Below are 24,857 nucleotides of genomic sequence, written 5' to 3'. Positions count from 1 at the left end.
GACGACGCCGGATCGGAGTCCAGGTGACCCGCTCGCCGGAGGAGGTACACATCCGCGTCGAGGACGACGGCTGGGGCGGAGTCCGCGGCCGCCTGAGCCGCACGCAGCGCGATCACGGCTGCCGACGGTGACGCGCCCGTCAGCCGCACGGTCGAGCTCCGCACCCCTTCGCCGCTACCGCTGGGCTTCAACTTCGCCTTCACCGGCATCGGCGAGGTCGCTCAGGATGCCGCTCTCAGAGGAATATCGGGGTTTCGGCGGCCCGGCCGTCTCCCAGTCCGGGATCGGTGTGCGGGACCGACCCGGCCCTCCCCTAGGATCGGCGCGATGCGCACGATCGTCGACGGTTTCCGCGAGATGGTCCACCTGATCGGAGACACCTTCCGGTTGTGGTGGCGCAACCTGCTGCCGCTGGTGACCTGGTTCCTGGCCGGGTACGTCGGCTTCCGGGCGTCGATCGGCGGCGCGATCTGGCTGGGGCAGCACCAGCACAAGAGCATCGGCATCGGGCTGTTCTCGCTCGGCGTACTGATCCAGATCGCGGCCTCGGTCGGAATGATCCGGACCTGCGCCACCTCGCTCTACCGCTGGCGCGACGCGGCCGCGAACAAGTCCGAGGAGACCTCGGACCCGACCCAGCAGGGCCTGATGGAGTTGCTGTCGGTCACGCTGCTGCCACTCGTTGCCGTCTGGTCGGCCTGGGGCTTCCTGGACGAGCGACTCGCGGAGCTCTCGGTGAGCAACACCGTCGAACTCGGCATCGCGGGCGGTGTGCAGTACTTCGACCTCAATGACGGCGGCTGGAAGGACTACCTGCCGGCGATCGTGATCCTGCTGGTGATCCGCCGGGTGGTCGAGGCGGTCGACGACCGCTGGCCGAGTCGGCCCGCCAAGTTCCTGCAGGTGTGGGCCGAGGCCTTCTTCGTTCTGATCACCGTGCTGGTCACCCCGCACGCGGTGGGCGACTTCAAGGACTGGCTGTCCCTGCGCAAGTTCTGGTTCTTCACCGTGGACTGGTGGGACGGCGCGAAGGAGTTCTTCGACAAGATCAACATCCCGCTGCCGGGTGGTCTCGAGTGGCTGTGGGGCTTTGTCTGGGAGACCCTGTGGCCGCTGTTCAAGGACGGCGTGGGCGAGCCTCTGACCTGGCTGGCCATCACGACGGTCGTGTTCGGCCACCGGGTGCTGTCCAGCGGTGGAGTCTTCCGCGGCACCCGGGTCGAACGCCGGCTGGGCGACGCGACCGTTGAGGCCGCAGAGCCGAGCCGGTTGGTGAAGCTCACCAACCAGGCGCCCAACCTGCTGCTGGGCGGCTTCCGGGAGAAGTTCTACCCGACGCTGAACGCGTTCCGCCTGCTGGTCCGGGTCGGCCCGGTCTTCCTCGGTGTCGTCTGCACGGTCTACACGTTCTGGGTCCTCGGCAAGGACTGGAGCTTCCTGGGGATCCAGCGGTTGATCGGAATCCACGGCGAGAAGTGGAACCTGATGATCTCCGAGATCGCCGGCGGGCTGAGCGACATCGTCTTCGAGACGCTGCGGATCGCCTTGCTGGCGGCGGCTTTCGACCTGTGCATCTCGGTCGGTGCCGAGCGCCGGGCAGAGGCGGCCGAGGCCGAGGCGCAGCAGCAGCAGCAGACCACCCAGGTCTGAGCCTCAGAACGTGATCAGCACCCGGCGGAACTCTTCGGTCGATCCCACCTGAATCCCCACCAGATGCGGTACGGCGGACGCCGGTACGACGTACAGCTTGACGAGCTTGTTCGGCTGGTTCTGCTTCATCGGGTGGTCGTCGTCGGAGCAGGAGGACGGCCCCAGCGGGGTGTCGACGTCCTGGTTCTTCCAGATGTTGCCGCGGTCGTCCCTCAGCTGGGTCTCGCAGACGAAGCCGCCGCCGCTCATCCGGTTGATACCGTCCAGCGGCGTCACCGCCAGGTGGACCGCGACGACGACCGAGCCCGGCACGTTGTTCTCGAGAGCGACCTTCTTCTGGTCCTCGTCGACGAGCTGGGTGAAGACCTGCATCGACCCGAGTTGCCAGCGCGCGTTCTCGAGCGTCACCGGCCCCTTGGAAACGGTGTCGGTGACAGTGCCTTCCTTGTAGACGGTCTCGGGGTCGCCCAGGTAGGTCCTGGCCAGCAGAAAAGCGCTGAGCGAGGCCAGCGCGACCAGCAGGGAGATCTTCGCGGTCAGCGGCAGCACACGGTCGGACAGTCGCATCATCAGGCCACCCGTACGACGGAGTCGGGAATCACGTACTGGTCCTCGGCCTGCTCGATCGAGCGTTCGGCGATCTCCTCGTCCGGTACGCCGAGGTCGATGGCCAGCTCCTGGTTCAGGGTGTTGAACAGTTCGCCGTACGGAGCCAGTTCGAAGGTCAGGCCGACGACGTCGCTCGGGTTGACCTCGAAGACCAGGGCGCCACTGCGGGCGAAGCCGGGTTCGGTGAAGTTGATGCCGCTCTCGATGATCTCGCTGACCGGCGCGTAGACCGAGCCGTCGTCGGCAGTCAGGGTGGCGCTGTTGGTGCCCGGATCCTTGGTGCCGCGGACGGCGTCGTACTCGACCGCGACGAACACGCCCTCGGTGTCGACCCGGGGGCTGTCGTCCTTGTCCTCGGCGAAGGACTTGGCGAACCGCATCCGGGTCACCGTGACGGTCGAGTCGAACAGCTTCACGTCCTCACCGATCGCGCCCTTGGTGATGATCCGGGTCCTGTCCTCGTAGACCGACGACGGGTCCAGCAGGCGGGTCAGGCCGCCGAGCAGCACGAACAGCACGCCGACGGCGATCGTGATGGGCCGGTACAGCTTCATTCGTCCTTCTCAATCTCGACTGTGGCCTTGAGCCGGACCACGCTGTGCGCCGCGCCCGAGTGCCAGTACGGCTCTTCGCTGGCACCGATGACACCGTCGTCGGACTTGAACTCCTCGGCGATCACGCCGACCTCCACCACGTCTGCCGTGAAGTCGGCCGGTACGTCGAACTTGGCGAAGCAGGGCTGCGAGGGCAGGCCGTAGACCTGCAGCACGTTGAGCTCACCGTGGCAGGTGGCGCCGTTGGACTCGATCACGTCGGCGCCCCCACCGGGGACCAGGCGCAGGATCTTGCCCGACATCACGATGCTGGTCTTGGTCTCTTCGTCGGTGTTCTTCAGGTCGAAGTAGACCTGGACCCGGGCCTTGGCCTCGCTGTAGTCGGTCTTGGGCTCGCGGATGATCTTGGCTTCGGTGAAGCCGAACTCGAAGCGGCCGGCCTCGACGGTGGTCGGGGCGTCGACGGTCGGGATGGTGCGGCCGCCGTACTCCTTGAAGCCGCCGGTGAGCCAGATGACGACGGCCAGGACGACGACGAGCGCCAGGGCGATCAGCCACTTGCGCCGGTGCCGGTGGATCACCCGGTCGGCGATCATGGCGTCGATGACGTCGTCGAGACTTTCCACGGCAGCGATCTTAGGGGGCGGTGGGTGCGCCGGGTCCGGGCGTTGCTCGTCTCGGAAACCAGACGGTCAGTGGTGACCCGGCCAAAAGGCACTGAGGGGCCGTGAGCGCTTTCCGGGCCCCCACCCGCGAGAGGGGACATGGTGACGAGGGAGAAAAGACGCCCTGACCCGAGTTTCGGCCGCCGCATGGCAGGTTCTGCTTCGCTCGACGGGTAGACTGGAGGGGTTGAGAGCGCCGCACCTGCTGGATCGGCTCCGGAGCGTACTGAGGTCCCCCTCCAGTATCCCCCGCAGCGGGCCCGCCAGGGGCGGCGTCCACTGTGCATCGATGCCCCGTTGACGCGGGGTCCGAGGAGGACAACAGCCGGTGACCGACGAGCCGACCGAGACCGACGCCATCCCGTCCGCCGACAGCACCGGCACTGAAGAGGCACCGCTGACCGAGATCGTGTCCAGCGTCGTGGAGCGCGAGTACGACGCCAGCGCGATCCAGGTCCTCGAGGGCCTCGACGCCGTCCGGAAACGGCCGGGCATGTACATCGGGTCCACCGGTGAACGCGGTCTGCACCACCTGGTCTACGAGGTGGTCGACAACGCCGTGGACGAGGCCCTCGCCGGGTACTGCGACAAGATCGTCGTCACCCTGCTGGCCGACGGCGGCGTCCGCGTCGTCGACAACGGCCGCGGCATCCCGGTCGGCATCGTCGAGTCCGAGGGCAAGCCGGCCGTCACCGTCGTACTGACCGTGCTGCACGCCGGCGGCAAGTTCGGCGGCGGCGGGTACAAGGTGTCCGGTGGTCTGCACGGTGTGGGTGTCTCCGTCGTGAACGCGCTGTCCAGCCGGCTGCAGGTCGACGTCAACACCGGCGGCAAGGCCTACACGCAGTCGTTCACCATCGGTGTCCCGGACGAGGACCTGGCCGAGGTCGGTCCGGCGGACTCCACCGGTACGACGATCACCTTCTGGCCCAGCCCGGACGTGTTCGAGACGACGGTCTACTCCTACGAGACGCTGTCCACCCGCTTCCGCGAGTACGCCTTCCTCAACAAGGGCCTCGAGCTCGTCATCCGCGACGAGCGCCCGGACCACACCGAGGACGGCAAGCCGGTCGAGATGTCGTTCAAGTACGACGACGGCCTGGTCGACTACGTGAAGTACCTGACCGGCATCCGCGAGACCGTGCACCAGAACGTGATCGCGTTCGAGGCCGCGCAGGGCGACGACAGCCTGAGCCTCGAGGTCGCGATGCAGTGGAGCGGCTCGTTCCAGGAGTCGGTGCACACCTTCGCGAACGCGATCAACACCCACGAGGGCGGGACGCACGAAGAGGGCTTCCGGGCCGCGCTCACCTCGCTGGTCAACTCCTTCGGCGAGGACCAGGGGATGATCAAGAAGAAGGAGGACAGGCTCACCGGTGACGACATCCGCGAGGGCCTGACCGCGATCATCTCGGTCAAGCTGGGCAACCCGCAGTTCGAGGGCCAGACCAAGACCAAGCTCGGCAACACCGAGGTCAAGGGCTTCGTCCAGCGGGTCGTCAACGACCGGCTGGGTGCCTGGTTCGAGCAGAACCCGCAGGAGGGTCGCGAGATCATCCGCAAGGCCACCGCGGCCGCGAGCGCCCGGCTGGCCGCCCGCAAGGCGCGCGACCTGGCCCGCAACCGCAAGGGCCTGCTGGGGGGTGGCGGTCTGCCGGGCAAGCTGTCCGACTGCCAGTCGACCAACCCGGAGGAGTGCGAGGTCTACATCGTCGAGGGTGACTCGGCCGGTGGCTCCGCGAAGGGTGGGCGGGACCCGAAGTTCCAGGCCATCCTGCCGATCCGGGGCAAGATCCTGAACGTCGAGAAGGCCCGGATCGACAAGGTCCTGCAGAACAACGAGGTCCAGGCGATCATCTCCGCGCTCGGGACCGGCATCCACGAGGACTTCGACGAGGAGAAGCTGCGGTACCACAAGATCGTGATCATGGCCGACGCCGACGTCGACGGCCAGCACATCCGGACCCTGCTGCTGACGCTGCTGTTCCGGTTCATGCGGCCGCTGATCGAGCGCGGTCACGTGTACGCCGCCCAGCCGCCGCTGTACAAGCTGCGCTGGAGCAACTCCCCGCACGAGCTGGCCTACACCGAGCGGGAGAAGGACGGCCTGATCGCGGCCGGCGTCGAGGCCGGCAAGAAGTTCCCCAAGGAGAACGCGACCCAGCGGTACAAGGGTCTGGGCGAGATGAACCCGCAGGAGCTGTGGGAGACCACGATGGACCCGGCCAACCGGGTGCTGCTGCAGATCACCCTGGACGACGCGGCCCGTGCGGACGAGACGTTCGCGACGCTGATGGGCGACGACATCGAGGCGCGCCGGAACTTCATCCAGCGCAACGCCAAGGACGTCCGCTTCCTCGACATCTGAGCGCCCGGCCGGCTCCGGTACGTCGTACCGGAGCCGGTTCCCAGCGCCGAACTCACCGACGTACGACGTCTGAACCGAACGGGACGAGCTTCACATGACCGAGACCCCCATTTCCCCGGGCCACGACCGGATCGAGCCTCTCGATCTGCAGACGGAGATGCAGCAGTCGTACCTCGACTACGCGATGGCCGTGATCGTCGGCCGCGCGCTGCCCGAGGTGCGCGACGGCCTGAAGCCGGTGCACCGGCGGATCCTCTACGCGATGTACGACGGCGGCTACCGACCGGACCGCGGTTTCTCCAAGTGCTCGCGCATCGTCGGTGACGTGATGGGTCAGTACCACCCGCACGGCGACTCCGCGATCTACGACACCCTGGTCCGGCTCGCGCAGCCGTGGGTGATGCGCGCGCCGATGATCCAGAGCCAGGGCAACTTCGGTTCCCCGGGCAACGACCCGGCCGCCGCCATGCGGTACACCGAGTGCCGGCTCGCCCCGCTGGCGATGGAGATGGTGCGCGACATCGACCAGGAGACGGTCGACTTCCGCCCCAACTACGACGGCCGCTCGCAGGAGCCGGTGATCCTCCCGGCCCGCTTCCCGAACCTGCTGGTCAACGGCTCGGCCGGCATCGCGGTCGGGATGGCGACCCAGATCCCGCCGCACAACCTGCGCGAGGTCGCCGCGGCCGCGAACTGGTGCCTCGAGCACCCGGACGCGACCCAGGAAGAGGTCCTGGCCGCGTGCATGGAGAACATCAAGGGCCCGGACTTCCCGAACGGCGCCCTGATCGTCGGCTACAAGGGCATCGACGACGCCTACCGCACCGGTCGTGGGTCGGTCACGATGCGCGCGGTGGTCGACATCGAGGAGGACGCCAAGGGGCGGACCAGCCTGGTCGTCAGCGAGCTGCCGTACATGGTCAACCCGGACAACCTGGCGCAGAAGATCGCCGAGCTGGTGAACACCGGCAAGATGACCGGGATCGCCGACATCCGTGACGACACCTCGTCGCGGACCGGCCAGCGCCTGGTGATCGTGCTGAAGCGCGACGCGCAGCCGCGCGTCGTACTGAACAACCTGTACAAGCACACCCAGCTGCAGGACACCTTCGGCTGCAACATGCTCGCGCTGGTCGACGGCGTGCCGCGCACGCTCAGCGTCGACCTGTTCATCACGCACTGGATCGACCACCAGATCGAGGTCATCCAGCGGCGGACCCGGTACCGCCTGCGTGAGGCCGAGAAGAACGCGCACATCTTCCGCGGGTACGTGAAGGCGCTCGACGCCCTCGACGAGGTGATCGCGCTGATCCGGCGCAGCCCCGACGTCGAAGAGGCGCGCCAGGGCCTGATCAGCCTGCTGGACATCGACGAGACGCAGGCCCAGGCGATCCTGGACATGCAGCTGCGCCGGCTGGCCGCCCTCGAGCGGCAGAAGATCATCGACCGGCTGAACGAGCTGGAAGCGATCATCGCCGACCTCGAGGACATCCTGGCCGACCCGGTCCGGCAGCGGCACATCGTCCGCGACGAGCTGGCCGAGATCGTCGAGAAGTTCGGCGACGAGCGGCGGACGCAGATCATCGCGGCCGACGGTGACCTGTCCGTGCAGGACCTGGTGCCGGACGAGGACGTCGTGGTGACCATCACCCGCGGCGGCTACGCCAAGCGCACCAAGACCGACCTGTACCGGGTGCAGAACCGCGGCGGCAAGGGCGTACGCGGCGCGACGATGCGGGCCGAGGACGAGATCGGCCACTTCTTCGCCACCACGAACCACCACTGGATGCTGTTCTTCACCACCAAGGGCCGCGTCTACCGGGCCAAGGTGTGGCAGCTGCCGGAGTCGGCGCGGGACGCGAAGGGTTCGCACGTCGCCGGTCTGCTCTCGTTCCAGCCGGACGAGGAGATCGCCCAGGTGCTCACGCTGCGCGACTACCAGCAGAGCGACTACCTGGTGCTCGCAACGCGACGCGGCCTGGTCAAGAAGACGGCGCTGACCGATTACGACTCGGCCCGGCAGAGCGGCATCATCGCGGTGAACTTCCGCGAGGACGACGACGAGCTGATCGGCGCCGACCTGGCCACCGCCGAGGACGACCTGCTGCTGGTGTCCCGCAAGGGCCAGTCGATCCGCTTCACCGCTAACGACGAGCAGCTGCGGCCGATGGGCCGGGCGACGTCCGGCGTCACCGGAATGAAGTTCCGCGACGGCGACGAGCTGCTCTCGATGTCGGTGATCCGGGCCGGTTCGGAGGAGGACGCGCAGTACGTCTTCACCGTCACCGACGCCGGGTACGCCAAGCGCAGCCGCGTCTCGGAGTACCGGCAGCAGGGTCGTGGCGGTCTGGGCATCAAGGCGGTCAAGCTGAACGACGAGCGCGGTTCGCTGGTCGGCGCGCTGATCGTGGTCGACGCCGACCAGGTGCTGGCGATCAAGGGCAGCGGTCAGGTCGTCCGCAGCCGGGTCGACAGCGTCCCGGTCAAGGGCCGCGACACGATGGGTGTCCGGTTCGCCGGCGTCGGCGAGTCCGACGCGGTGGTCGCGATCGCGCGCAACACCGATCTGGCGGTGGCCGACGACCTCGACGCCGCCGCGGGGACCGACGCGGTGATCGCCGACGGCGTCGTCCAGGACGAGGGCGGTGCGCTGGACGGCGTGGTCGTCGACAGCGGTGAGACCGACGGTGCCCAGGATGCGGACGCATCGACAACCGAATCTGCCCCTGAGAGCGTCAAGAATGATGACCAGCATTCGACTGACGTCGAGGGCACGGCTACCGTCGAAGACGACGACGCCGGCCAGGAGGGCATCTGATGACCAACCGCTCGAGGCCGAACTGGCCTGATGGGGCGGACAGCGCCAAATCCCGACCGCCGCAAGGTGGCAACGGGAAGGCCGCGTCCACCCCACCGGCCACACCGGCCTCCAACGGTCGTACCAACGGCTCCCAGCCGCGACCGGCGACCCCTGCCTCTGGCGACCCACGCTCGGCAGGCCGTCCGGCGGCTCAACCCAGTACGCCGTCCCGGCCGCCGCAGCAGCCGCCGGTGCGTCCGGTGAGCAAGCAGGCCTCGGCTCCTTCCCAGGCCCCGGCTCAGGCCGGTCGGCCGGCGACCGCGCCGAGCACGCCTGGACGTCCGGAGCAGCGGCTTCCGAGTGGTGGCTCGGCTCCCGGTGTCACGCCGGCTCGTGCGACCGGTACGCCGGCCGCCGGTGCTGGTGTGGCAGCCAAGGTAGGCGGGACGCCCGCTTCCCCGTCGTACGGGCAGACGGGCAAGGTGAACTCGCCCGGCAAGGGCGAGAGCTTCGGGGACCGGGTCAGTGCGGCGAAGGCGGCGGTGCTGGAGAAGGCGGCCGCGGTCAAGGACGCGGCAGCCGACAAGGCCCGTACCTCCGACGACGCCGAGCCGGTGGCCCGGTCGCGCGGCCAGGTCCGCAAGGCCCGGCTGCGACTGTCCCGGGTCGATCCCTGGTCGGTGATGAAGACGGCGTTCCTGCTGTCGATCGCGTTCGGCATCGTGACCTGGGTCGCGGTGTTCATCGTCTGGTCGGCGATCGGTGCGGCCGGCGTCTTCGACAACATCAACAACACGGTCACCGAGGTGCTCGGCACCCCGGCGGCCGAGCCGTTCGACATCGAGAACTACGTCAACACCGGCAAGGTGATGGGCTTCACCACCCTGCTGGCCTGCGCCGATGTGCTGATCATCACGGCCTTGGCGACGCTGGGGTCCTTCCTCTACAACATCGCCGCCACGCTGCTCGGCGGCCTCGAAGTCACGCTCGCGTCCGAGGACTGAGCCGCTCCCGCCGACCGTCTCCGATCGGGCCTCCCGCAGGCCCGATCGGATTTGGGAGTCGAGGCCTCGGTGCGGTAATCTCCTTCCGGTTCGACCCCGCAAGCGCGGGCCTATAGCTCAGTTGGTTAGAGCGCTGCCCTGATAAGGCAGAGGTCACTGGTTCAAATCCAGTTAGGCCCACAAAACCCTGATCGACGCCGATCCGAGGAGTCCCGGTGCTGAAGAAGATTCTGCTGGTACTGCTGGCGAGCGTCGGTGGATACTTCGTCTACAAGAAGTCCCAGCAGGCCCGCGCCGAGCAGGACCTCTGGGCCGAGGCCGTCGACCCGGTCACCCCGGGCCGCTGATCACCCCCACGGGGGCGTAGCTCAACTGGCAGAGCACTGCCTTTGCAAGGCAGGGGTTAGGGGTTCGAGTCCCCTCGTCTCCACCGCAACGTTTCCGCAGGTCAGAGCCACATCGGCTGATTTCCAGGCCAGCAACCCGGCTAGCAATTTCGAGTCGCGTGCCCTCCGCGTGCCCCATCAGTCCTGCAGTTCAACCGCGAGGTCAAGCGAGTCGAGCGTCAGGTCAATGCTGAGAATCGCAAGATCGAGGCGCACAACCGGAAGGTGGTGAGCGACTACAACCGCGCCGTGGATCAACACAACCGGCGCGCGGATGCTCACAACAAGAAGGTGATCGACGAAATCAACCGGCGGTTGGCGGCCAACGGACGGCAGCAGATCCGTTACACGCCACAAGAGCAAGCGCTGGTCGACCGGGTTCACGACGCGATTCCGGTCGACGTCCGCGAATACGACGTGTTCCTCAGTTACGCCAGGATCGATGGAAGCTCGGTAGCGACCGAGCTGTGCACTCGGCTGCAGGAGATGGGCCTGAGCGTCTGGTTCGACGAGCTGGCGATCCGCCCCGGCAAGAGCCAGGCGCTGCAGATGGACCAAGGCCTTCGCAAAGCCCGAGCAGGCATCGTTCTGCTCACGGCGGCGTACCTTACCGGACGGTTCTGGACCGAGCGCGAGCTCGGAGCCCTGCTGCACAAGGAGACCCTGATTCCCGTCCTGCACGACGTGACGTTCGCGGACGTGAAGGAGTACAGCGGCATCCTGCCCGACCTGGCTGGCTTCACGACCGATCGCGACACGGTGGCAGATATCGCCGCCAAGATCGCTGGAGCGGTCCTCGCCGACCAGTAAGACCTCCGCCCGGCCGCTCGCTCTGCTGAATTTGGCTCTTATGGATCAAGGGCGCGCCTTCGGCGCGCGGCCCCGGCTGCGGGCGGCGCCGGGGCGCCGTCCTCGCCGGAGCCCAGCAGCAGGCCGCTTCCCCGTCCACGCGATCCCAACTGCCAACGACCGACGTGCCTGGCGTCGGATCACCGGTTAGCCCCGTCCCCCTGGCCGCTCGATCGTACGGCCACCACGACCCGCATCAAGAGCGCTTCGCGTCCTACGGATCGGCAAGCCGACTCTTGACACGCGCCGCGCTGACCTTGGTTGGCAGCTATCAGGGGACGGGGCAGGTGTGGAGATCGAACTGACCGGACACACTGCGATCTGGCTATCCTCTCCGGGGTGACGCCCATCGAGTGGCCAGTAAGCACCGAACGTCTATCTCTACGCGGTTACAAGCCAGACGATCTAGATGCCTTGTGGGCCTACGAACAGCTCCCCCAGGTCCAGCACTGGCTCGGCTGGGCACCACGCACGCGGGACGAACTCCGCGACGCGATGGAGGACAAGTCGAGCAACACCACGCACGTCATGGTTCGTCTTGCCTCCACCGTCATCGGTCACATCATGGTCATGCCACGCGACAGTTGGGCGCAGATGGACGTCGCGATCCGCGCAAAGGGCTTGGAGGCCGAACTTGGATGGATGTTCGACCCGACATACGGAGGACACGGCTACGCCACCGAAGCCGTCAGAGCCACCATCGAACTGTGCTTCGACCAGCTCAAGCTGCGGCGGATTCACGCCGGATGCCTCGCCGATAACACCGCGTCGTGGCGTCTCATGGAACGCCTTGGTCTGCGCCGTGAAGAACACAGCCGTTCCACTGCACTGCACCGCGATGGCACTTGGCACGACGGCTTCACCTACGCGTTGCTCCGCGAGGAGTGGCCCACGAGCCCCTGACCCGGTCAGGACATCGCGTGCCCTCCGCGTGCCCTATCGAGGACGTGCCTGCGGGCTCAACCGGTCACTCATGGGGCGCAACCGGTCGAGCGCACGTTTGACAGCCCGCCGCGCAGGTCAGCGGAAGCGCTACAACCGCCTTTGCAAGGCAGGGGTTAGGGGTTCGAGTCCCCTCGTCTCCACCGTAGTTCTTCTTCCCACGCGCGCTCCGCAGCAGCCTTCCGTCGCTACGCTCCTCCAGGCAGCAGCTACGCCCGCTCCCGCCCACCCTGTGCTTTCGCCGCGCTGGCGCGCGGATTGGCGGGCTGGCGCCCGTTTGCGACCACTTGGGCGCTCTCCGGCCGATTGGCTCCGGTCGTCCGGCTTCTGCGCATCGTCGCGCTCCCCCGTCCAGCGAATCCAACTGCAACAATGCAGCCGTGCCCTCCGCGAGCCCCAACGAGAAGACGGCAATGAGCTCGGTCGGTTACTCACGGCGCTGATCCGGCCGAGCGGACGATGTCGCCCGGCCGCGCTCGCCGGGGCCTCCGGGCGAGAACGCCTTCCACCGGCTTAGCGTCGTCGTGCCGCCAATGCGCCTCAGGGATTCCGGTGACCTGACGCCCGCTCGGGGCAGGCTGAATCTGTCCAGGTGGCCACCAGGTCTTCGCAGATGATGGTCAGGGAGCCGGACAAGCAGGCGAGTTCGTGGGTGCAGCCCTGTTCGGTGGGGAGGACCTCGTCGAGGATCACGTCTTGGAGGTGGGCCACGTCGAGGCCGCGGCTGACGGGTCGATCGTGAGGCCGGCCACGCCGATGTAGCGGATGGTCAGGTCTTCCTCGTGTTTGCAGCAATTGTGGCCTAGGTAGAGCTCGACCCACTTGGTGCCGTTGTCTTCGCCGGACGTCAGGCGTTGGGGCTTGAGGTCTTTTGTGCAGCGTCGGCCGTAGTAGTTGTAGTGCTCGGGATCGGTGGCGAAGGCTCGCGCTCCATCAGGTAGCGAGGCGGCTAGGGCAGGCAGTTGTGCGAGGTAGGGCTGGGGGTCCGAGTACGTGCCGTCCCTTGTGAATTCGACTCTGACGTACCTCATCAACACCTAACTGTTCTGCCAGTCCGACGGCGCCTGCCGAGACGGGACATCGTCGCACCACGGCGTAATGGCCGCCGTGCCTGCTGGTGAACATCGCCGTTCGGTGGATGGGGACACCGCTAGGCTCGGTGGTCATGCGGCAGACGCGGCTTGAGTTGGAGCGGATTCGGGCGGCTCGGGGGGTGATTGATCCGGTCTTTCTGGGGTCGCCGTTGTTTGAGAGTGGGGCGTTGGGGGCTCGGCTCGGCTGCACGGTGCAGGTCAAGCTGGAGATGGCCAACCCGGTGCGGAGTTTCAAGGGGCGGGGGACGGAGCTGGTTGCCGACGGCCTTGTTCGCGGTGGGGAGCGGCGGGTGGTTTGTGCGAGTGCTGGGAATCTGGGGCTGGCGCTTGCTTGGTCGGCTCGGCGGCGTGGCGTTGAGGTCGCGGTGGTGGCTTCCCGGTTTGCGCCGGAGGTGAAGCTCGACGGGATTCGGGCGTTGGGGGCTCGGTTGGAGCTGGTGGACGGGGATCACGAGTTGGCTCGGGAGCGGGCTGTCGGCATTGCGCAGTACGACGGGATCCGCTTGCTCGAGGACAGTTTGGACATCGAGACGTGTGAGGGTGCGGGGACCATCGGGCTCGAGCTGGTGGAGAGCGGGGTGGCGTTCGACGTCGTACTGGTTGCTTTGGGTGGTGGGGCCATGGCGACCGGGATCGGGCAGGTACTGAAGGAATTGGCGCCTGGGGTCGAGGTAGTTTGTGTTCAGCCGGAGGGGGCGCCGGCGATGACTCGGTCCTGGCGGGAGCGGCGGGTTGTCAGCACCGAGTCGGCGAAGACCATTGCCGATGGGGTTGCTGGGCGGTTTCCGATCGCGGAGGTGCTGAGCGATCTGCTGGTGGTGGCGGATGACGCCGTGCTGGTGCGGGAAGAGTCGATCGTCGAAGGCGTGCGGATGATGCTGCACGACGCGGGGCTGGTCGTGGAACCGTCGGCGGCGCTGGGGATTGCGGCGATGCTCGAGGATCCGGAGCGGTTTGCGGGGCGGCGCGTTGTCACCGTGGTGTGTGGTGGCAACGTCGACATGGACTCGTACTACCGGTGGATCGCCTGAGGGATCGGCACTCGGACTTCTCGGGCGCCTGTGTCGCCGTAGCGCTTGATGGCGTAGCTGCCGGGTGGGACCGGGGCGGCGCGGAGGGTGGGTTCGATGGTGGTCCACAGGCGGTCGGCGTTCGGGCCGTACAGGTAAATGACCGCGTCCTTGGCGCCGATCGCGTTGCCGTCCAGGCGACCGACGTCGGTGCCGTCGAGTGCTTCCATCAGCGGCTCCTCGATCGGGTCGAGGCCTGCTGGATCGGTTGGCGTCGCGATGTGGAGGAGAACGGCTTGCTCCGCGAGGGCGATCGACGTGGAAGTGCTCGGTGCGACGCTCGGCGTGGTCGATGTGGAAGTGCTCGGCGCTGTGTAGGGCTCGTCAGGCTGGCAGGCGGTGAGCGAGCCGGCCAGGCAGGTGGCGACGAGCAGGCTCGTGGCGGTTGGGATCCAGGTCACTTGCGGATGATCTCAGGACCGCGGCGTGCAGAGCCCGCACACCCGGAGAGGTGTGCGGGCTCGTCGTCGGGTCAGGCGCCGATGTAGGTGGCTAGGTGTTTACCGGTGAGGGTTTTGCGGGTTTTGACCAGCTCGGCGGGGGTGCCTTCGAAGACGATGTGGCCGCCGTCGTGGCCGGGGCCGGGGCCCAGGTCGATGATCCAGTCGGCGTGGGCCATCACGGCTTGGTGGTGCTCGATGACGATGACGGACTTGCCGGAGTCGACGAGCTTGTCCAGCAAGGCCAGCAACTGCTCGACGTCGGCCAGGTGCAGGCCGGTGGTGGGCTCGTCGAGGACGTAGATGCCGCCCTTCTCGGACATGTGGGTGGCGAGCTTCAGGCGTTGGCGTTCGCCGCCGGACAGCGTGGTGAGCGGCTGGCCGAGGCTGATGTAGCCGAGGCCGACGTCGGCGAGGTTCTGCAGGATCTTGTGCGCGGCGGGGGTTTTCGCGTCGCCGTCGGCGAAGAAGTCGAGGGCCTCGGAGACCGGCAGGGCGAGGACCTCGCTGATGTCCTTGCCGCCGAAGGTGTACTCCAGGACGTCGGCCGAGAAGCGCTTGCCCTCGCAGACCTCGCAGGTGGTGGTGATGCTGGCCATGATGCCGAGGTCGGTGTAGATGACGCCGGCGCCGTTGCAGTTCGGGCAGGCGCCCTCGGAGTTCGCGCTGAACAGGGCCGGCTTCACGCCGTTGGCCTTGGCGAACGCCTTGCGGATCGGCTCCAGCAGACCCGTGTACGTCGCCGGGTTGCTCCGCCGCGAACCCTTGATCGCGCCCTGGTCGACCGAGATCACCCCGTCGCCCTTGGCGACCGAGCCGTGGATCAGCGAGCTCTTGCCCGAGCCGGCCACGCCGGTCACGACGACGAGCGCGCCGAGCGGGATGTCGACGTCGACGTCCTGCAGGTTGTTCGTGTTCGCCCCGCGGATCTCCAGCGCACCTGACGGCGTACGGACCTCGTCCTTGAGGACAGCGCGGTCGTCCAGGTGCCGCCCGGTCAACGTGTCGGCGGACCGCAGTTCCTCGACCGTGCCCTCGAAGACGACCTGGCCGCCCGCCGTACCGGCTTCGGGGCCGAGGTCGACGACGTGGTCGGCGATCGCGATCGCCTCCGGCTTGTGCTCGACGACGAGGACCGTGTTGCCCTTGTCGCGCAGCTGCAGGAGGAGCTCGTTCATCCGCTGGATGTCGTGCGGGTGCAGCCCGATCGTCGGCTCGTCGAAGACGTACGTGACGTCGGTCAGCGGCGACCCGAGGTGCCGGATCATCTTCGTCCGCTGGGCCTCACCGCCGGACAGCGTGCCGGCCGGCCGTTCGAGGCTGAGGTAGCCCAGGCCGATGTCGACGAACGAGTCGAGCGTCTCGCCGAGCGCCGACAGCAGCGGCGCGACCGACGGCTCGTCGAGCTTGCGGACCCACTCGGCCAGGTCGCTGATCTGCATCGCGCACGCGTCGGCGATGCTGATCCCCTTGATCTTCGAGGCGCGCGCCTCCGGCGTGAGCCGGGTGCCCTCGCACTCGGGGCAGGTGGTGAAGGTGACCGCCCGCTCGACGAACGCACGGATGTGCGGCTGCATCGACTCGACGTCCTTGGACAGGAAGGACTTCTGGATCTTCGGGATCAGGCCCTCGTAGGTGAGGTTGACGCCGTCGACCTTGACCTTCACCGGGTCCTTGTACAGGAAGTCCTGCAGCTCCTTCTTGGTGAACTTCTTGATCGGCTTGTCCGGGTCGACGAACCCGGACTCGGCGTACACCCGGACGGTCCAGAAGCTGTCCGACTTCCAGCCGGGGATGGTGAACGCGCCCTCGGACAGCGACTTGTTCTCGTCGTACAGCTGGGTCAGGTCGATGTCGGAGACCGAGCCGCGGCCCTCGCAGCGCGGGCACATACCGCCGGTGATGGAGAAGCTGCGCCGCTCCTTCACGGTCTGGCCGTGCTTCTCGATCTTGACCGCGCCGGCGCCGCTGATCGAGGCGACGTTGAACGAGAACGCCTGCGGCGACCCGACGTACGGCTTGCCGAGGCGGCTGTACAGGATCCGCAGCATCGCGTTGGCGTCGGTCGCGGTGCCGACGGTGGAGCGCGGGTTCGAGCCCATCCGCTCCTGACCGACGATGATCGCGGTGGTCAGACCTTCCAGTACGTCGACCTCGGGTCGGGCCTGGGTCGGCATGAAGCCCTGGACGAAGGTGCTGTACGTCTCGTTGATCAGCCGCTGCGACTCGGCGGCGATGGTGCCGAACACGAGCGAGCTCTTGCCCGATCCGGAGACACCGGTGAACACGGTCAGCCGGCGCTTCGGCAGCTCGATGCTGACGTCCTTGAGGTTGTTCTCGCGGGCGCCGTGCACGCGGATCAGGTCGTGGCTGTCGGCGTCGTACGCCGGACGCGCCGGGGCCTTGCTCGCGGCTGCCTTGGTCGCTCTGGGGGTCATCGGTGCTCCGTCGGTCGGGTGGTCGGCGGGTGGATCAGGCCGGCGTGCGGTCAGGACGCCTGGTTGATGCGGACGTGGTTGCCCGCGGGGTCGCGGAAGGCGCAGTCGCGGACGCCGTACGGCTGGTCGGTCGGCTCCTGGATCACCTCGGCGCCGGTGGCCTGGACCTTGTCGAACAGGCCGTCCAGGTCCTTGGTGGACAGCACGATGGTCGCGTAGGTGCCCTTGGCCATCATCTCGGTGATGGTCCGGCGCTCGTCGTCGGTCAGTCCGGGGTCGACGAGCGGCGGGGCGAGCACGATCTGGGTGTCCGGCTGGCCCTCGGGACCGACCGTGATCCAGCGCATCGTGCCCTGACCGACGTCGTTGCGGACCTCGAAGCCGAGCGTGTCGCGGTAGAACGCGATCGCGGCGTCGGGGTCGTCCTGCGGCAGGAAGCTGGCGTGAATTTTGATGTCCATGACGCTCACGCTACTGGCGGCCAGGCCTGCGGTGCTTCTTGATTCCTGATCGGTCTGGCGACCTTCTTGGTGATGCAGGACGGCGGCTCGACCGGCGGCCGGACCTGCTGGCGGTAGGCGCTCGGCGGCATCCCGACCAGCTCGGTGAACCGGGTGCTGAAGGTCCCGAGTGAGGAGAACCCGACCTGGAAGCAGACGTCGGTGACGCTCACGTCGCCGCGCCGCAGCAGGGCCATCGCGCGCTCGATCCGGCGCGTCATCAGGTACCCGTACGGCGCTTCGCCGTACGCGAGCTTGAACTGCCGGCTCAGGTGCCCGGCCGACATGTTCACCCCGCGGGCCAGCGCCTCGACGTCGAGCGGCTGCGCGTACTCGCGGTCGATCCGGTCCCGGACCCGGCGCAGCAGCTTGAGGTCCCGCAGCCGCTGGGTGTCGTCCGAGGTGCTCACCCTCGAAATGGTGCCATCGCGGGGGCGCACGGTCGAGCGCCCGGCCCCCGGGCGCGCACCGGGACTGCCGATGGATGTTGCCTTGGGCACCGATACGCGGTGTCAGTTCCGGCACGGATTGTCACGGGGCGACCACCGTTTGCTTGCGGGTGCGTGCAGATGTCCGGAGGGGGCTGGCGAGCGGGTGCCGCGCCGATGGAACGTCTGATCTGGAAGCGAACGAGGGCGAAGAACCACTGACGTTGTGTTTCGCGCGGCGCCGGACGGGCGCGCGTGGGCCGGTTGACGACGGAGGATCCGGATACGTGCTCGAGACCTATCGCGGTATCCCGCACCTGCTGGACACGTGGCTCGTTCTCACCGGGATGGCGATCCCGATCGCCGTCTCGACGGTACGGCGGCGTGGTGACCGACTCGTCCCCCGGCTGGCGTCGTTGTTCCTGCCGGCCTCGTTCGCGCTCGTGCTGGCGGCGACGCTGAGCCCGACGGCGAACCACGGCGGTCTCGGCGTCTGTGGCACGCACCTGACCACCACCGGCGGACTCACCTCGATCCAGGGCCTGCTCAACGTGCTGCTCTTCGTCCCGGCCGCGGGCATGCTCACGCTGGCCAGCGGGCGTCCGGCCGACGGGATCGCGGCGGGCATCGGCCTGTCGGCTTCCGTCGAGGCGGTCCAGGCACTGATCCCCCAGCTCGGCCGGTCCTGCCAGGTGCACGACCTGATCGCGAACACGCTCGGGGCCTTCGCCGGCGTCGGGCTCGCGGCCGGCGTACAGGCGCTGAACCGGGCCCAACCGCTGACCAATCCCGAGTACGTCGTGGAGCACGCCGCGCTGCTGACGATGCGCGGGCGGCCGCTGGCCCGGCATCGACGGACCGATCTCCCGGCCCGGCCCGCGATGATTCAGCGGACGAGTCGGCTCCGGCCGGTCGCTCGGCTGCGCTGAGTCACCGATTCCGGCCCACGGCTGCTTGAAGACCACGCAGAGTAGGAAGTTATCCACAGGTTGTGGACGAATCGGGGGATAACTTTCCAGCTGTCCACAACTTCACCCACAGTCAGGGGCGGACGTCGAGCCCGAGCGCCTGCGCGATGGCCATCGCCTGCGGGAGGTCGATGATCGCATCCCGCAGCTGAACCGTCAGCGGGTCGAGCGACATGAGATCCGAACCGCGCAGGTCGGCGCCGGTGAAGTCGGCCCGCTGGAGCATCGCTCCGGACAGGTCGATGTTGGTCAGCGTGGCCTTCGCGGCCCGTACGCCGGTGAGGTCTGCCTCTCGCAGCTTCAGTCCGTTCAGCTCGGCGCCGCGCAGGTCCTCCCCCGGCAGGCTGGTGAACGACCAGTCGCCGCCGTCCACCTTGAGCAGGTTGTACGTGCAGTCGTCGAAGGAGCTGCCCATCAGCTTGCAACGGGTAAAGGTCGTGTCGAAGAACGAGCAGCGCGCGAACGTGCAGTTCACGAACGCGGCGTCGGTGTGCGTCGAGGCGTTGAACCGCACGCCGCGGAACACGCACTCCTCGAACACGCCGCCGGTGTTCGAGACCTCGGTCAGGTCGGAGTCCAGGAACAGCACCCGGGTGTAGGTCCGGCCCGACGGATCGGCGTCGTCCCAGTCGCGGACGGTGGACTCGGTCGCAGGCAGACGGCGGTTGGCCACGAGCACTCCTCTCGGTCCTGCGGCGCAGGACCTGTGATGAGCATTGTGACGTCCTCGACGGACAATGTTCCTCCGATCGACAACCGGGGCGGGCAAGATGGGCCGGGTGACCGGATCGGAGCGGGTGATGGTGTTCGGCGCCGGCGGCTTCCTCGGAGCCCGGATCTGCGCGCTGCTGGACGAACGCGGGATCGAGCACCGCGGGATGACCCGGAGCACGGGTGATCCACACCGGCGGTTCGACCTCGCCACCGGGCACTGCTACGCCCTCGACGCGCTGGTGGCGATGTACAAGCCGACCGTGATCGTCAACGCGGCGGCCGCGACGCAGGGCGACAGCGTCGCGCTGACCCGTGGGAACGTGGTCGCGGTCGAAGCGCTGCTCTCGGCGATGCAGCGGACGGCGAACAACGCACGGCTCGTCCAGCTGGGCGCCGCCGCCGAGTACGGCGACGCGCCGCACGGCACGAGCCAGGACGAGCAGGCGGAGCTGCGGCCCGGGTCGGCGTACGGGTTCACCAAGCTGGCCGGGTCGGAGCTGGTCCTGCGGGCCCAGCGGAACGGCGCGGACGCGGTCGTCGTACGGTCCTTCGACATCAGCGGTCCGGGGTCGACGGCGAGCACGCTGCTCGGGCGCGTCGTGCGGCAGGTCGAGGAGACCGACACGCTGCAGACGGGCTCGCTGGAGGCGTGGCGCGACTACGTCGATGTCCGCGATGTCGCCGAGGCGGTGGTCGCGGTCGCGGTGACCGACGAGAAGCTGCCGCCGGTGCTGAACGTCGGGTCCGGCAAGGCCTCGCCGGCGCGGGACGTCGTCCAACGGTTGATTGAGCTGAGTGGGACCGGCGCGAAGGTCGTCGAGGGCGCGGGGGATGCCGGTTCACCCGCGGACCAGGTGCCTTGGCAGCAGGCCGACACGAGGCTGATCGAGAAGACGGTCGGGTGGCGGCCGCGGGTGTCGCTCGACGAGTCGCTCACCGACACCTGGGAGCAGCGCGAGGCCGCGGTGCCCCAGGAGGCCCACGCGTAGCAGCTGCTCCGAGCAACCCCCTCGGCAACCTCTGGGTGCCGCCGCGGGTTGAATGGGGCCGTGGAGATCTGGTCGGTGTGTGAGGGTGCCCCTGATCGGCTCGTGGGAGTGAACGAGGACCTGGTCGTGACCGGGCCGGACTTCGTGGTGGTGCTGGACGGGGCGACGGCGCCGGCACCGCAGGCTGGGGTGGAGTCGGGCTGCCGGCATGACGTGACGTGGCTGGTTCGGCAACTGGGCACGCAGTTGGCGGTGCCGCTGATCGGGCGGTCGACGGCCTCGCTGGCCGACTTGCTGGCGGAGGCGATTGCCGGGCTCGGCGCCCTGCACGCGGGGACGTGCGACCTGAGCAATCCCGACAGTCCGTCGTCGACGGTGGCGATGGTGCGCGTCGGCGCGGAGAGCGTCGAGCATCTGGTGCTCGCGGACTCGCCGGTGGTGCTCCGGGCTCCCGACGGCCGGGTGACGACGGTCGCGGACGACCGGGTCGACTACCTGCCGGAGTACACGTTCGAGGCGGTGCGGAAGGCGCGCAACCAGCCGGGTGGGTTCTGGGTGGCGAGCACACTGCCGGCGGCGGCGTACGAGGCGTTGTCCGGTACGACGCCGCGCGAGCAGGTGGCCTCGGTCGCGGTGATGACCGACGGGGCGTCGCGGTACGCCGAGCGGTACGGGCACTCGTGGGAAGACCTGGTCGCGGTGCTCGAGTCCGGCGGACCGCGGGAGTTGATCGATCGGGTGCGGGCGTACGACGTCGCGGCGGCCGACGGCAGCTTCCGGGGCAAGCGGCACGACGACGCGAGCGCCGTGATCTGCCGGCTGAGTTGACCGTCAGCGCGAGCCGGTCGGGTACTCCGGTGGGCCACCTTCACGGGTCGGCCAGGGGGACCTCGGTGCATCCGCTCGCGGGGCGGGCGGGCTGGTGTCCTGCGGCCGGGTCGGGCCTGGCCCGTTCGGGCTGGAGCCCGTGGTGCCGCCGTACCCGCCGGGACCGTACGGGCCGCCGGGACGAGGAGCCTGAGCGGGCGGGGCCTGGTAGGGGCCCTGGTGGTACGGGTTGGCTTGCGGTGGGCGCGGTGCGTACTGCGGAGTGCGGTCGACCGGCGGCAGGTACGACGGCGAGTTGTACGGCAACGTCGGCCCGAGCGGGACGCCGGACTGCGGCGCCCGGCTGTCGTGCCAGCTGCTGACCTGAAGCAGCAGCAGCGAGAACGTCGCCCCCGCCACGATCAGCAGTACGGTGCCGACGGTGAAGGCGATGTTGATCCCGAGCGCGAGCCGGACGAGGTAGTCCTGGAGGTCGTAGATGTCGACGTAGTCGCCGGTCAGGTTGGCCTCATCGGCGCGGTTGACCAGGCGGACGAACCAGGTGACGAAGCTGATCGCCGCGAACAGCCCGCTGCCGACCGACACGACGCAGAAGGCGACCCAGGCGGCCCACCAGCCGAGCAGCAGCGAGCGGATCCGGCCCGAGCGCGCGATGCCCGGCTGGTTCGGCGGCTCGCTGGCGCGGACCACGTCGCCGACGACCTGGAACGGGTACCAGAACTGGACGACCGGGCAGAGCCAGGCGCCGACCGTCCAGCCGGTCGAGTGCCGGTGCTCGCCGTTGTGGCCGCCCTGGTACGTCGGTGCGAACGGCGGCTTGAGGATCTCCGTGTTCTCCCGGGCCTGCCAGAGCCAGATCACCACGACGATCCCGGCCGCGGCGAACAGGTACCCGAGCCCGTCGAGCAGCGGCCCGGCGCCCACGACCGCTTCGGCGCCGCGGTCGATCTCGTCCTCGGACAGCAGGCCGTAGACCAGCCGCTTCACGTCGTCGTACGAGGCCCACATCAGGATCGTCTGGATCACGCTGACCAGCACGGTCCCGGCCATCAGCGCGACGGCGACCCGCGCGAGGCGGCCCAGCGTGCGGTACTTCGGCGGCGCGGCCGGCGGCGGCCCGCCCGGGAACTGGCTCACGTTCTGCGGATGACTGCCGGGGTACGGACCCTGGCCTGGATACGGCTGACTCACGATCCCCACCTCCCCAGGTCGCGGCTACCCCACAAGTTATCTCAGGCTTGGGTTCCGCTCGGCGGTATCCACAGGGCAATCGGGCGGAAGGTGGGGAAAGCCAGGGAAGGAAAGGGACGACTGGGGTGGGGCTGGGAGAGGGGTGATGTGCGCCTGGCGGGACGACTATTTGTTGTGGGCCGGGTCAGACTGCGGCGAAGGCGTCACGGACTGCGGGGAGGGCCAGTTCTCGGTCGACGGCGGACAGGCCGAGGCGGGTGCGGCGGTCGAGGACGTCGTCCTCGTCGAGCGCGCCTTCGTGCCGTACGGCGAAGCGCAGCTCCGCGTGCGTCGTCGCCAGCCCCGGCGCCACCGGCTCGAGCAGCGCGGGGTCGCCGGCGATCACGTCCGGCGCCTCCACGCCGTACCGCTGGACGAAGCGCGACGGCGCCCGGACCGTCGCGAGCCGGGACCGGTCGGCCGCGCCGACCAGCGGGATCCGGTGCGTCAGGCAGGGCCGCCGGACCTCCAGCGAGGACTGCTTCAGAGCGGCGTCGAGCGCGTCCTGCGCCATCCGGCGGTACGTCGTCAGCTTGCCGCCGACGATCGTCACCAGCCCGTCCGGCCCGGTGATCACCGCGTGCCGCCGGGAGATGTCGGCGGTCTTGTCCTCGCCGTGGTGGTGGCCGGTGTCGAGCAGCGGCCGCAGCCCGGCGTACGTGCCGATCAGGTCGGCGCGGGTGATCGGTTCGCGCACCGCCGAGCTGATCGTGCCGAGCAGGAAGTCGATCTCCGCGTCGCTGGCCTGCGGCACGTCGCTGACCGGACCGGGTGCGTCCTCGTCGGTCAGCCCGACGTACACCCGCCCGTCGGGCGCCGGAATCGCCATCACCACCCGGCGCGGCTCCCCCGGCACCGGCACGGTCAGTACGGCGGACAGCTCGCCGAACACCGACTGCGGCAGCACCAGGTGTGTCCCGCGGCTCGGGCGCAGCTTGATCCCGGTGGCGACCTGGTCGGCCCAGATGCCGCCCGCGTTGACCACCATCCGCGCCGACACGTCGATCCGGCGGCCGCTCAGCTGGTCGACGACGACCGCGCCGTGGCCGGTGACCTGCTCGGCCGAGCAGCGGGTCAGCACGCGGGCGCCGTACAGGGCCGCGGTCCGGGCGATCGCTACGACGAGCCGGGCGTCGTCGTACAGCTGGCCGTCCCAGGTCAGGAAGCCGCCGCGCAGACCGTGCGGGCGGACGGTCGGTGCGTAGCGCAGGACCTCGGCCGAGCTCACGCGGCGGGAGTGCGGCAGGTAGTCGTCGCTGGTGTGGGCGAAGGTGCGCAGGACGTCGCCGCCGAGGAAGGCCGAGCGGATCAGCGCCGCCTGCATGAACCTTGCCTCAGGCAACCAAGGCGCGACCTGCGGAACCGGGTGCACCAGGTGCGGCGCGGTGGTCTTCATCAGGATGCCGCGCTCGACGGCGCTCTCGTAGGCGATGCCGACGTGGCCGGACACCAGGTAGCGCAGGCCGCCGTGCACCAGCTTCGAGCTCCAGCGGCTGGTGCCGAAGGCGAGGTCGTGCTTCTCCACCAGCGCGACGGTCAGGCCGCGGGCGGCCGCGTCGAGCGCGACGCCGGCACCGGTCACTCCGCCGCCGACGACCAGCACGTCGACCTGCCGCCGGGTGTCCAGCCAGTCGAGCTCCTTGGTGCGCCGGGCGGCGTTGAGGCTCGAGTTGCCGACCGAGATCATCTAGGGCTCCAGGTACCGGGTCAGCATCGCGCGGAGCTCCTCGTCGAGGTGCGGGTACTCCTCGTGGGAGGCGAGGACCGGGCCGGAGACCGCGGAGGCGAGCGAGACCAGGATGATCTGGCGCGACAGCCAGTCGGGATCGCCGGCCCGGATCGAACCGTCGGCCTGACCGGCCTTGATGCCCTCGGCGACCAGCGCGAGGTGCGCGACCGTGCTGCTGCCGCGGCGCTCCAGCAGGTACGGCGTGAGGAACTCTGGGTCGAGCTCGATGATCTTGCGCATCAGCGGGTGCGTGCGGGTCTTGCCGACCACCTCGACGACGCCCTCGACCAAGCGGGCGCGGCCGTCGACGGCGTCGGGCTGGAACGCGGACATCAGCGCCGTGGTCCACTCCCGCGTCATCAGCGCGGCGACGACGGCCTGGACGTTGGGCCAGCGGCGGTAGAGCGTCGCGCGCGAGACCTCGGCGTGCCGGGCGATGTCGGCCATCGTCATCCGGCGCATGCCGATCGCCAGCAGCAGCTCGTACGCCGCGTCGAGGATGCGCTCCTCGCCGATCGCGTTGGCCGGGGCGGGACGGGCCGACGGAGCGGATTCGAGGTCGCTGCTACGCTGAGACATCACGCGTCAGAGTGTATCAGCGA

General features: G+C 68.7%; 24 protein-coding genes and 2 tRNA genes. 13 read left to right on the top strand and 13 right to left on the bottom strand.

What is annotated here, in order from left to right; all coding sequences use genetic code 11:
- Nucleotides 1–327: 327 nt before the first annotated feature.
- Complete coding sequence (locus ABD235_RS23925; RefSeq protein ID WP_344177717.1) at nt 328–1,650, top strand: hypothetical protein; 1,323 nt, start codon at nt 328–330, stop codon at nt 1,648–1,650.
- A 3-nt stretch (nt 1,651–1,653) separates the two neighbouring features.
- Here the strand turns inward: ABD235_RS23925 and ABD235_RS23920 are convergent, their stop codons facing one another.
- Genes ABD235_RS23920 through ABD235_RS23910 form a run of 3 tightly spaced genes read right to left on the bottom strand, consistent with a single transcriptional unit; the run spans nt 1,654 to nt 3,439 of the window.
- Nucleotides 1,654–2,220, bottom strand: coding sequence for a hypothetical protein (locus ABD235_RS23920; RefSeq protein WP_344177715.1), 567 nt, complete (start codon nt 2,218–2,220; stop codon nt 1,654–1,656).
- Nucleotides 2,220–2,813: a DUF4352 domain-containing protein gene (locus tag ABD235_RS23915; RefSeq protein ID WP_344177713.1), complete on the bottom strand. Its 594-nt coding sequence runs from the start codon at nt 2,811–2,813 to the stop codon at nt 2,220–2,222. The genes ABD235_RS23920 and ABD235_RS23915 overlap by 1 nt, the downstream gene beginning before the upstream one ends.
- A complete protein-coding gene (locus ABD235_RS23910) occupies nt 2,810–3,439 on the bottom strand; it encodes a hypothetical protein (protein ID WP_344177711.1) in 630 nt (209 codons plus the stop codon). The genes ABD235_RS23915 and ABD235_RS23910 overlap by 4 nt, the downstream gene beginning before the upstream one ends.
- Nucleotides 3,440–3,806: 367 nt before the next feature.
- On the opposite strand from ABD235_RS23910, the gene gyrB reads away from it, so the two are divergent.
- The 6 genes from gyrB to ABD235_RS23880 all read left to right on the top strand — a co-directional run bounded on the left by gyrB (nt 3,807) and on the right by ABD235_RS23880 (nt 10,080).
- Nucleotides 3,807–5,846 (top strand): DNA topoisomerase (ATP-hydrolyzing) subunit B, encoded by a 2,040-nt coding sequence (gene gyrB / locus ABD235_RS23905; protein ID WP_425553165.1) that lies wholly within the window; start codon nt 3,807–3,809, stop codon nt 5,844–5,846.
- 157 nt (nt 5,847–6,003) lie between these two features.
- A complete protein-coding gene (gene gyrA, locus ABD235_RS23900) occupies nt 6,004–8,664 on the top strand; it encodes a DNA gyrase subunit A (protein ID WP_425553180.1) in 2,661 nt (886 codons plus the stop codon).
- A 407-nt stretch (nt 8,665–9,071) separates the two neighbouring features.
- Nucleotides 9,072–9,650 (top strand): DUF3566 domain-containing protein, encoded by a 579-nt coding sequence (locus ABD235_RS23895; protein ID WP_344177707.1) that lies wholly within the window; start codon nt 9,072–9,074, stop codon nt 9,648–9,650.
- A 106-nt stretch (nt 9,651–9,756) separates the two neighbouring features.
- Nucleotides 9,757–9,830: transfer RNA gene (locus tag ABD235_RS23890), tRNA-Ile, on the top strand.
- Between the two features lie 35 nt (nt 9,831–9,865).
- Nucleotides 9,866–9,997: a DLW-39 family protein gene (locus tag ABD235_RS23885; RefSeq protein WP_237771553.1), complete on the top strand. Its 132-nt coding sequence runs from the start codon at nt 9,866–9,868 to the stop codon at nt 9,995–9,997.
- A 10-nt stretch (nt 9,998–10,007) separates the two neighbouring features.
- Nucleotides 10,008–10,080 (top strand) — tRNA-Ala (locus tag ABD235_RS23880).
- 94 nt (nt 10,081–10,174) lie between these two features.
- Here ABD235_RS23880 and ABD235_RS23875 read toward each other — a convergent pair.
- Complete coding sequence (locus tag ABD235_RS23875) at nt 10,175–10,318, bottom strand: hypothetical protein (RefSeq protein ID WP_344177705.1); 144 nt, start codon at nt 10,316–10,318, stop codon at nt 10,175–10,177.
- 9 nt (nt 10,319–10,327) lie between these two features.
- Here ABD235_RS23875 and ABD235_RS23870 point away from each other — a divergent pair, with 9 nt between their 5' ends.
- Together ABD235_RS23870 and ABD235_RS23865 are read left to right on the top strand one after the other, a co-directional pair.
- On the top strand, nt 10,328–10,846 hold the full coding sequence (locus ABD235_RS23870; protein ID WP_344177703.1) for a toll/interleukin-1 receptor domain-containing protein: 519 nt from the start codon (nt 10,328–10,330) through the stop codon (nt 10,844–10,846).
- A 378-nt stretch (nt 10,847–11,224) separates the two neighbouring features.
- Nucleotides 11,225–11,788, top strand: coding sequence for a GNAT family N-acetyltransferase (locus ABD235_RS23865; RefSeq protein ID WP_344177701.1), 564 nt, complete (start codon nt 11,225–11,227; stop codon nt 11,786–11,788).
- A 728-nt stretch (nt 11,789–12,516) separates the two neighbouring features.
- On the opposite strand, the gene ABD235_RS23860 is transcribed toward ABD235_RS23865, so the two are convergent.
- A complete protein-coding gene (locus tag ABD235_RS23860) occupies nt 12,517–12,858 on the bottom strand; it encodes a hypothetical protein (protein WP_344177698.1) in 342 nt (113 codons plus the stop codon).
- Between the two features lie 134 nt (nt 12,859–12,992).
- Between ABD235_RS23860 and ABD235_RS23855 the strand changes: the two genes are divergently transcribed.
- Nucleotides 12,993–13,952: a threonine ammonia-lyase gene (locus ABD235_RS23855; RefSeq protein WP_344177696.1), complete on the top strand. Its 960-nt coding sequence runs from the start codon at nt 12,993–12,995 to the stop codon at nt 13,950–13,952.
- Here the strand turns inward: ABD235_RS23855 and ABD235_RS23850 are convergent.
- The 4 genes from ABD235_RS23850 to ABD235_RS23835 all read right to left on the bottom strand — a co-directional run bounded on the left by ABD235_RS23850 (nt 13,934) and on the right by ABD235_RS23835 (nt 17,779).
- Entirely contained in the window at nt 13,934–14,392 is a 459-nt protein-coding gene (locus ABD235_RS23850) for a hypothetical protein (RefSeq protein ID WP_344177694.1), read from the bottom strand. The genes ABD235_RS23855 and ABD235_RS23850 overlap by 19 nt on opposite strands.
- 71 nt (nt 14,393–14,463) lie before the next feature.
- Nucleotides 14,464–16,869, bottom strand: coding sequence for an ATP-binding cassette domain-containing protein (locus ABD235_RS23845; protein WP_344177692.1), 2,406 nt, complete (start codon nt 16,867–16,869; stop codon nt 14,464–14,466).
- A gap of 50 nt (nt 16,870–16,919) precedes the next feature.
- Nucleotides 16,920–17,330 (bottom strand): VOC family protein, encoded by a 411-nt coding sequence (locus tag ABD235_RS23840; protein WP_344177689.1) that lies wholly within the window; start codon nt 17,328–17,330, stop codon nt 16,920–16,922.
- 5 nt (nt 17,331–17,335) lie between these two features.
- Nucleotides 17,336–17,779 carry a helix-turn-helix transcriptional regulator gene (locus tag ABD235_RS23835; protein WP_344177686.1) on the bottom strand — a complete coding sequence of 148 codons (444 nt, stop codon included), beginning with the start codon at nt 17,777–17,779 and terminating at the stop codon, nt 17,336–17,338.
- Nucleotides 17,780–18,084: 305 nt separating this feature from the next.
- On the opposite strand from ABD235_RS23835, the gene ABD235_RS23830 reads away from it, so the two are divergent.
- Nucleotides 18,085–18,726: a VanZ family protein gene (locus ABD235_RS23830; RefSeq protein ID WP_344177684.1), complete on the top strand. Its 642-nt coding sequence runs from the start codon at nt 18,085–18,087 to the stop codon at nt 18,724–18,726.
- Between the two features lie 112 nt (nt 18,727–18,838).
- On the opposite strand, the gene ABD235_RS23825 is transcribed toward ABD235_RS23830, so the two are convergent.
- Nucleotides 18,839–19,438, bottom strand: coding sequence for a pentapeptide repeat-containing protein (locus tag ABD235_RS23825; RefSeq protein ID WP_344177682.1), 600 nt, complete (start codon nt 19,436–19,438; stop codon nt 18,839–18,841).
- 106 nt (nt 19,439–19,544) lie between these two features.
- Between ABD235_RS23825 and ABD235_RS23820 the strand changes: the two genes are divergently transcribed.
- Entirely contained in the window at nt 19,545–20,468 is a 924-nt protein-coding gene (locus ABD235_RS23820; protein WP_344177680.1) for an NAD-dependent epimerase/dehydratase family protein, read from the top strand.
- Nucleotides 20,469–20,576: 108 nt separating this feature from the next.
- Nucleotides 20,577–21,296, top strand: coding sequence for a protein phosphatase 2C domain-containing protein (locus tag ABD235_RS23815; protein WP_344177678.1), 720 nt, complete (start codon nt 20,577–20,579; stop codon nt 21,294–21,296).
- Nucleotides 21,297–21,299: 3 nt separating this feature from the next.
- On the opposite strand, the gene ABD235_RS23810 is transcribed toward ABD235_RS23815, so the two are convergent.
- The 3 genes from ABD235_RS23810 to ABD235_RS23800 all read right to left on the bottom strand — a co-directional run bounded on the left by ABD235_RS23810 (nt 21,300) and on the right by ABD235_RS23800 (nt 24,834).
- Complete coding sequence (locus tag ABD235_RS23810) at nt 21,300–22,487, bottom strand: DUF4328 domain-containing protein (protein ID WP_344177675.1); 1,188 nt, start codon at nt 22,485–22,487, stop codon at nt 21,300–21,302.
- 184 nt (nt 22,488–22,671) lie between these two features.
- Nucleotides 22,672–24,213 carry a glycerol-3-phosphate dehydrogenase/oxidase gene (locus ABD235_RS23805; RefSeq protein ID WP_344177672.1) on the bottom strand — a complete coding sequence of 514 codons (1,542 nt, stop codon included), beginning with the start codon at nt 24,211–24,213 and terminating at the stop codon, nt 22,672–22,674.
- The gene (locus ABD235_RS23800; RefSeq protein ID WP_344178724.1) at nt 24,214–24,834 is read right to left on the bottom strand and encodes a TetR/AcrR family transcriptional regulator; all 621 of its coding nucleotides are present in this window, start codon (nt 24,832–24,834) and stop codon (nt 24,214–24,216) included.
- Between the last annotated feature and the right edge of the window lie 23 nt (nt 24,835–24,857).

This window comes from Kribbella lupini (genome assembly GCF_039529595.1).
In the GTDB taxonomy this organism is placed as follows: domain Bacteria; phylum Actinomycetota; class Actinomycetes; order Propionibacteriales; family Kribbellaceae; genus Kribbella; species Kribbella lupini.
This window is presented reverse-complemented; position numbering and strand designations above follow the sequence as displayed.

What these genes read in the sequence shown, in the direction of transcription:
- ABD235_RS23800 (WP_344178724.1), bottom strand. Translation starts at nt 24,834, where the DNA reads ATGTCTCAGCGTAGCAGCGACCTCGAATCCGCTCCGTCGGCCCGTCCC.
- ABD235_RS23860 (WP_344177698.1), bottom strand. Translation starts at nt 12,858, where the DNA reads ATGAGGTACGTCAGAGTCGAATTCACAAGGGACGGCACGTACTCGGAC.
- ABD235_RS23925 (WP_344177717.1), top strand. Translation starts at nt 328, where the DNA reads ATGCGCACGATCGTCGACGGTTTCCGCGAGATGGTCCACCTGATCGGA.
- ABD235_RS23920 (WP_344177715.1), bottom strand. Translation starts at nt 2,220, where the DNA reads ATGATGCGACTGTCCGACCGTGTGCTGCCGCTGACCGCGAAGATCTCC.
- ABD235_RS23845 (WP_344177692.1), bottom strand. Translation starts at nt 16,869, where the DNA reads ATGACCCCCAGAGCGACCAAGGCAGCCGCGAGCAAGGCCCCGGCGCGT.
- ABD235_RS23915 (WP_344177713.1), bottom strand. Translation starts at nt 2,813, where the DNA reads ATGAAGCTGTACCGGCCCATCACGATCGCCGTCGGCGTGCTGTTCGTG.
- ABD235_RS23805 (WP_344177672.1), bottom strand. Translation starts at nt 24,213, where the DNA reads ATGATCTCGGTCGGCAACTCGAGCCTCAACGCCGCCCGGCGCACCAAG.
- gyrA (WP_425553180.1), top strand. Translation starts at nt 6,004, where the DNA reads ATGCAGCAGTCGTACCTCGACTACGCGATGGCCGTGATCGTCGGCCGC.
- ABD235_RS23855 (WP_344177696.1), top strand. Translation starts at nt 12,993, where the DNA reads ATGCGGCAGACGCGGCTTGAGTTGGAGCGGATTCGGGCGGCTCGGGGG.
- ABD235_RS23840 (WP_344177689.1), bottom strand. Translation starts at nt 17,330, where the DNA reads ATGGACATCAAAATTCACGCCAGCTTCCTGCCGCAGGACGACCCCGAC.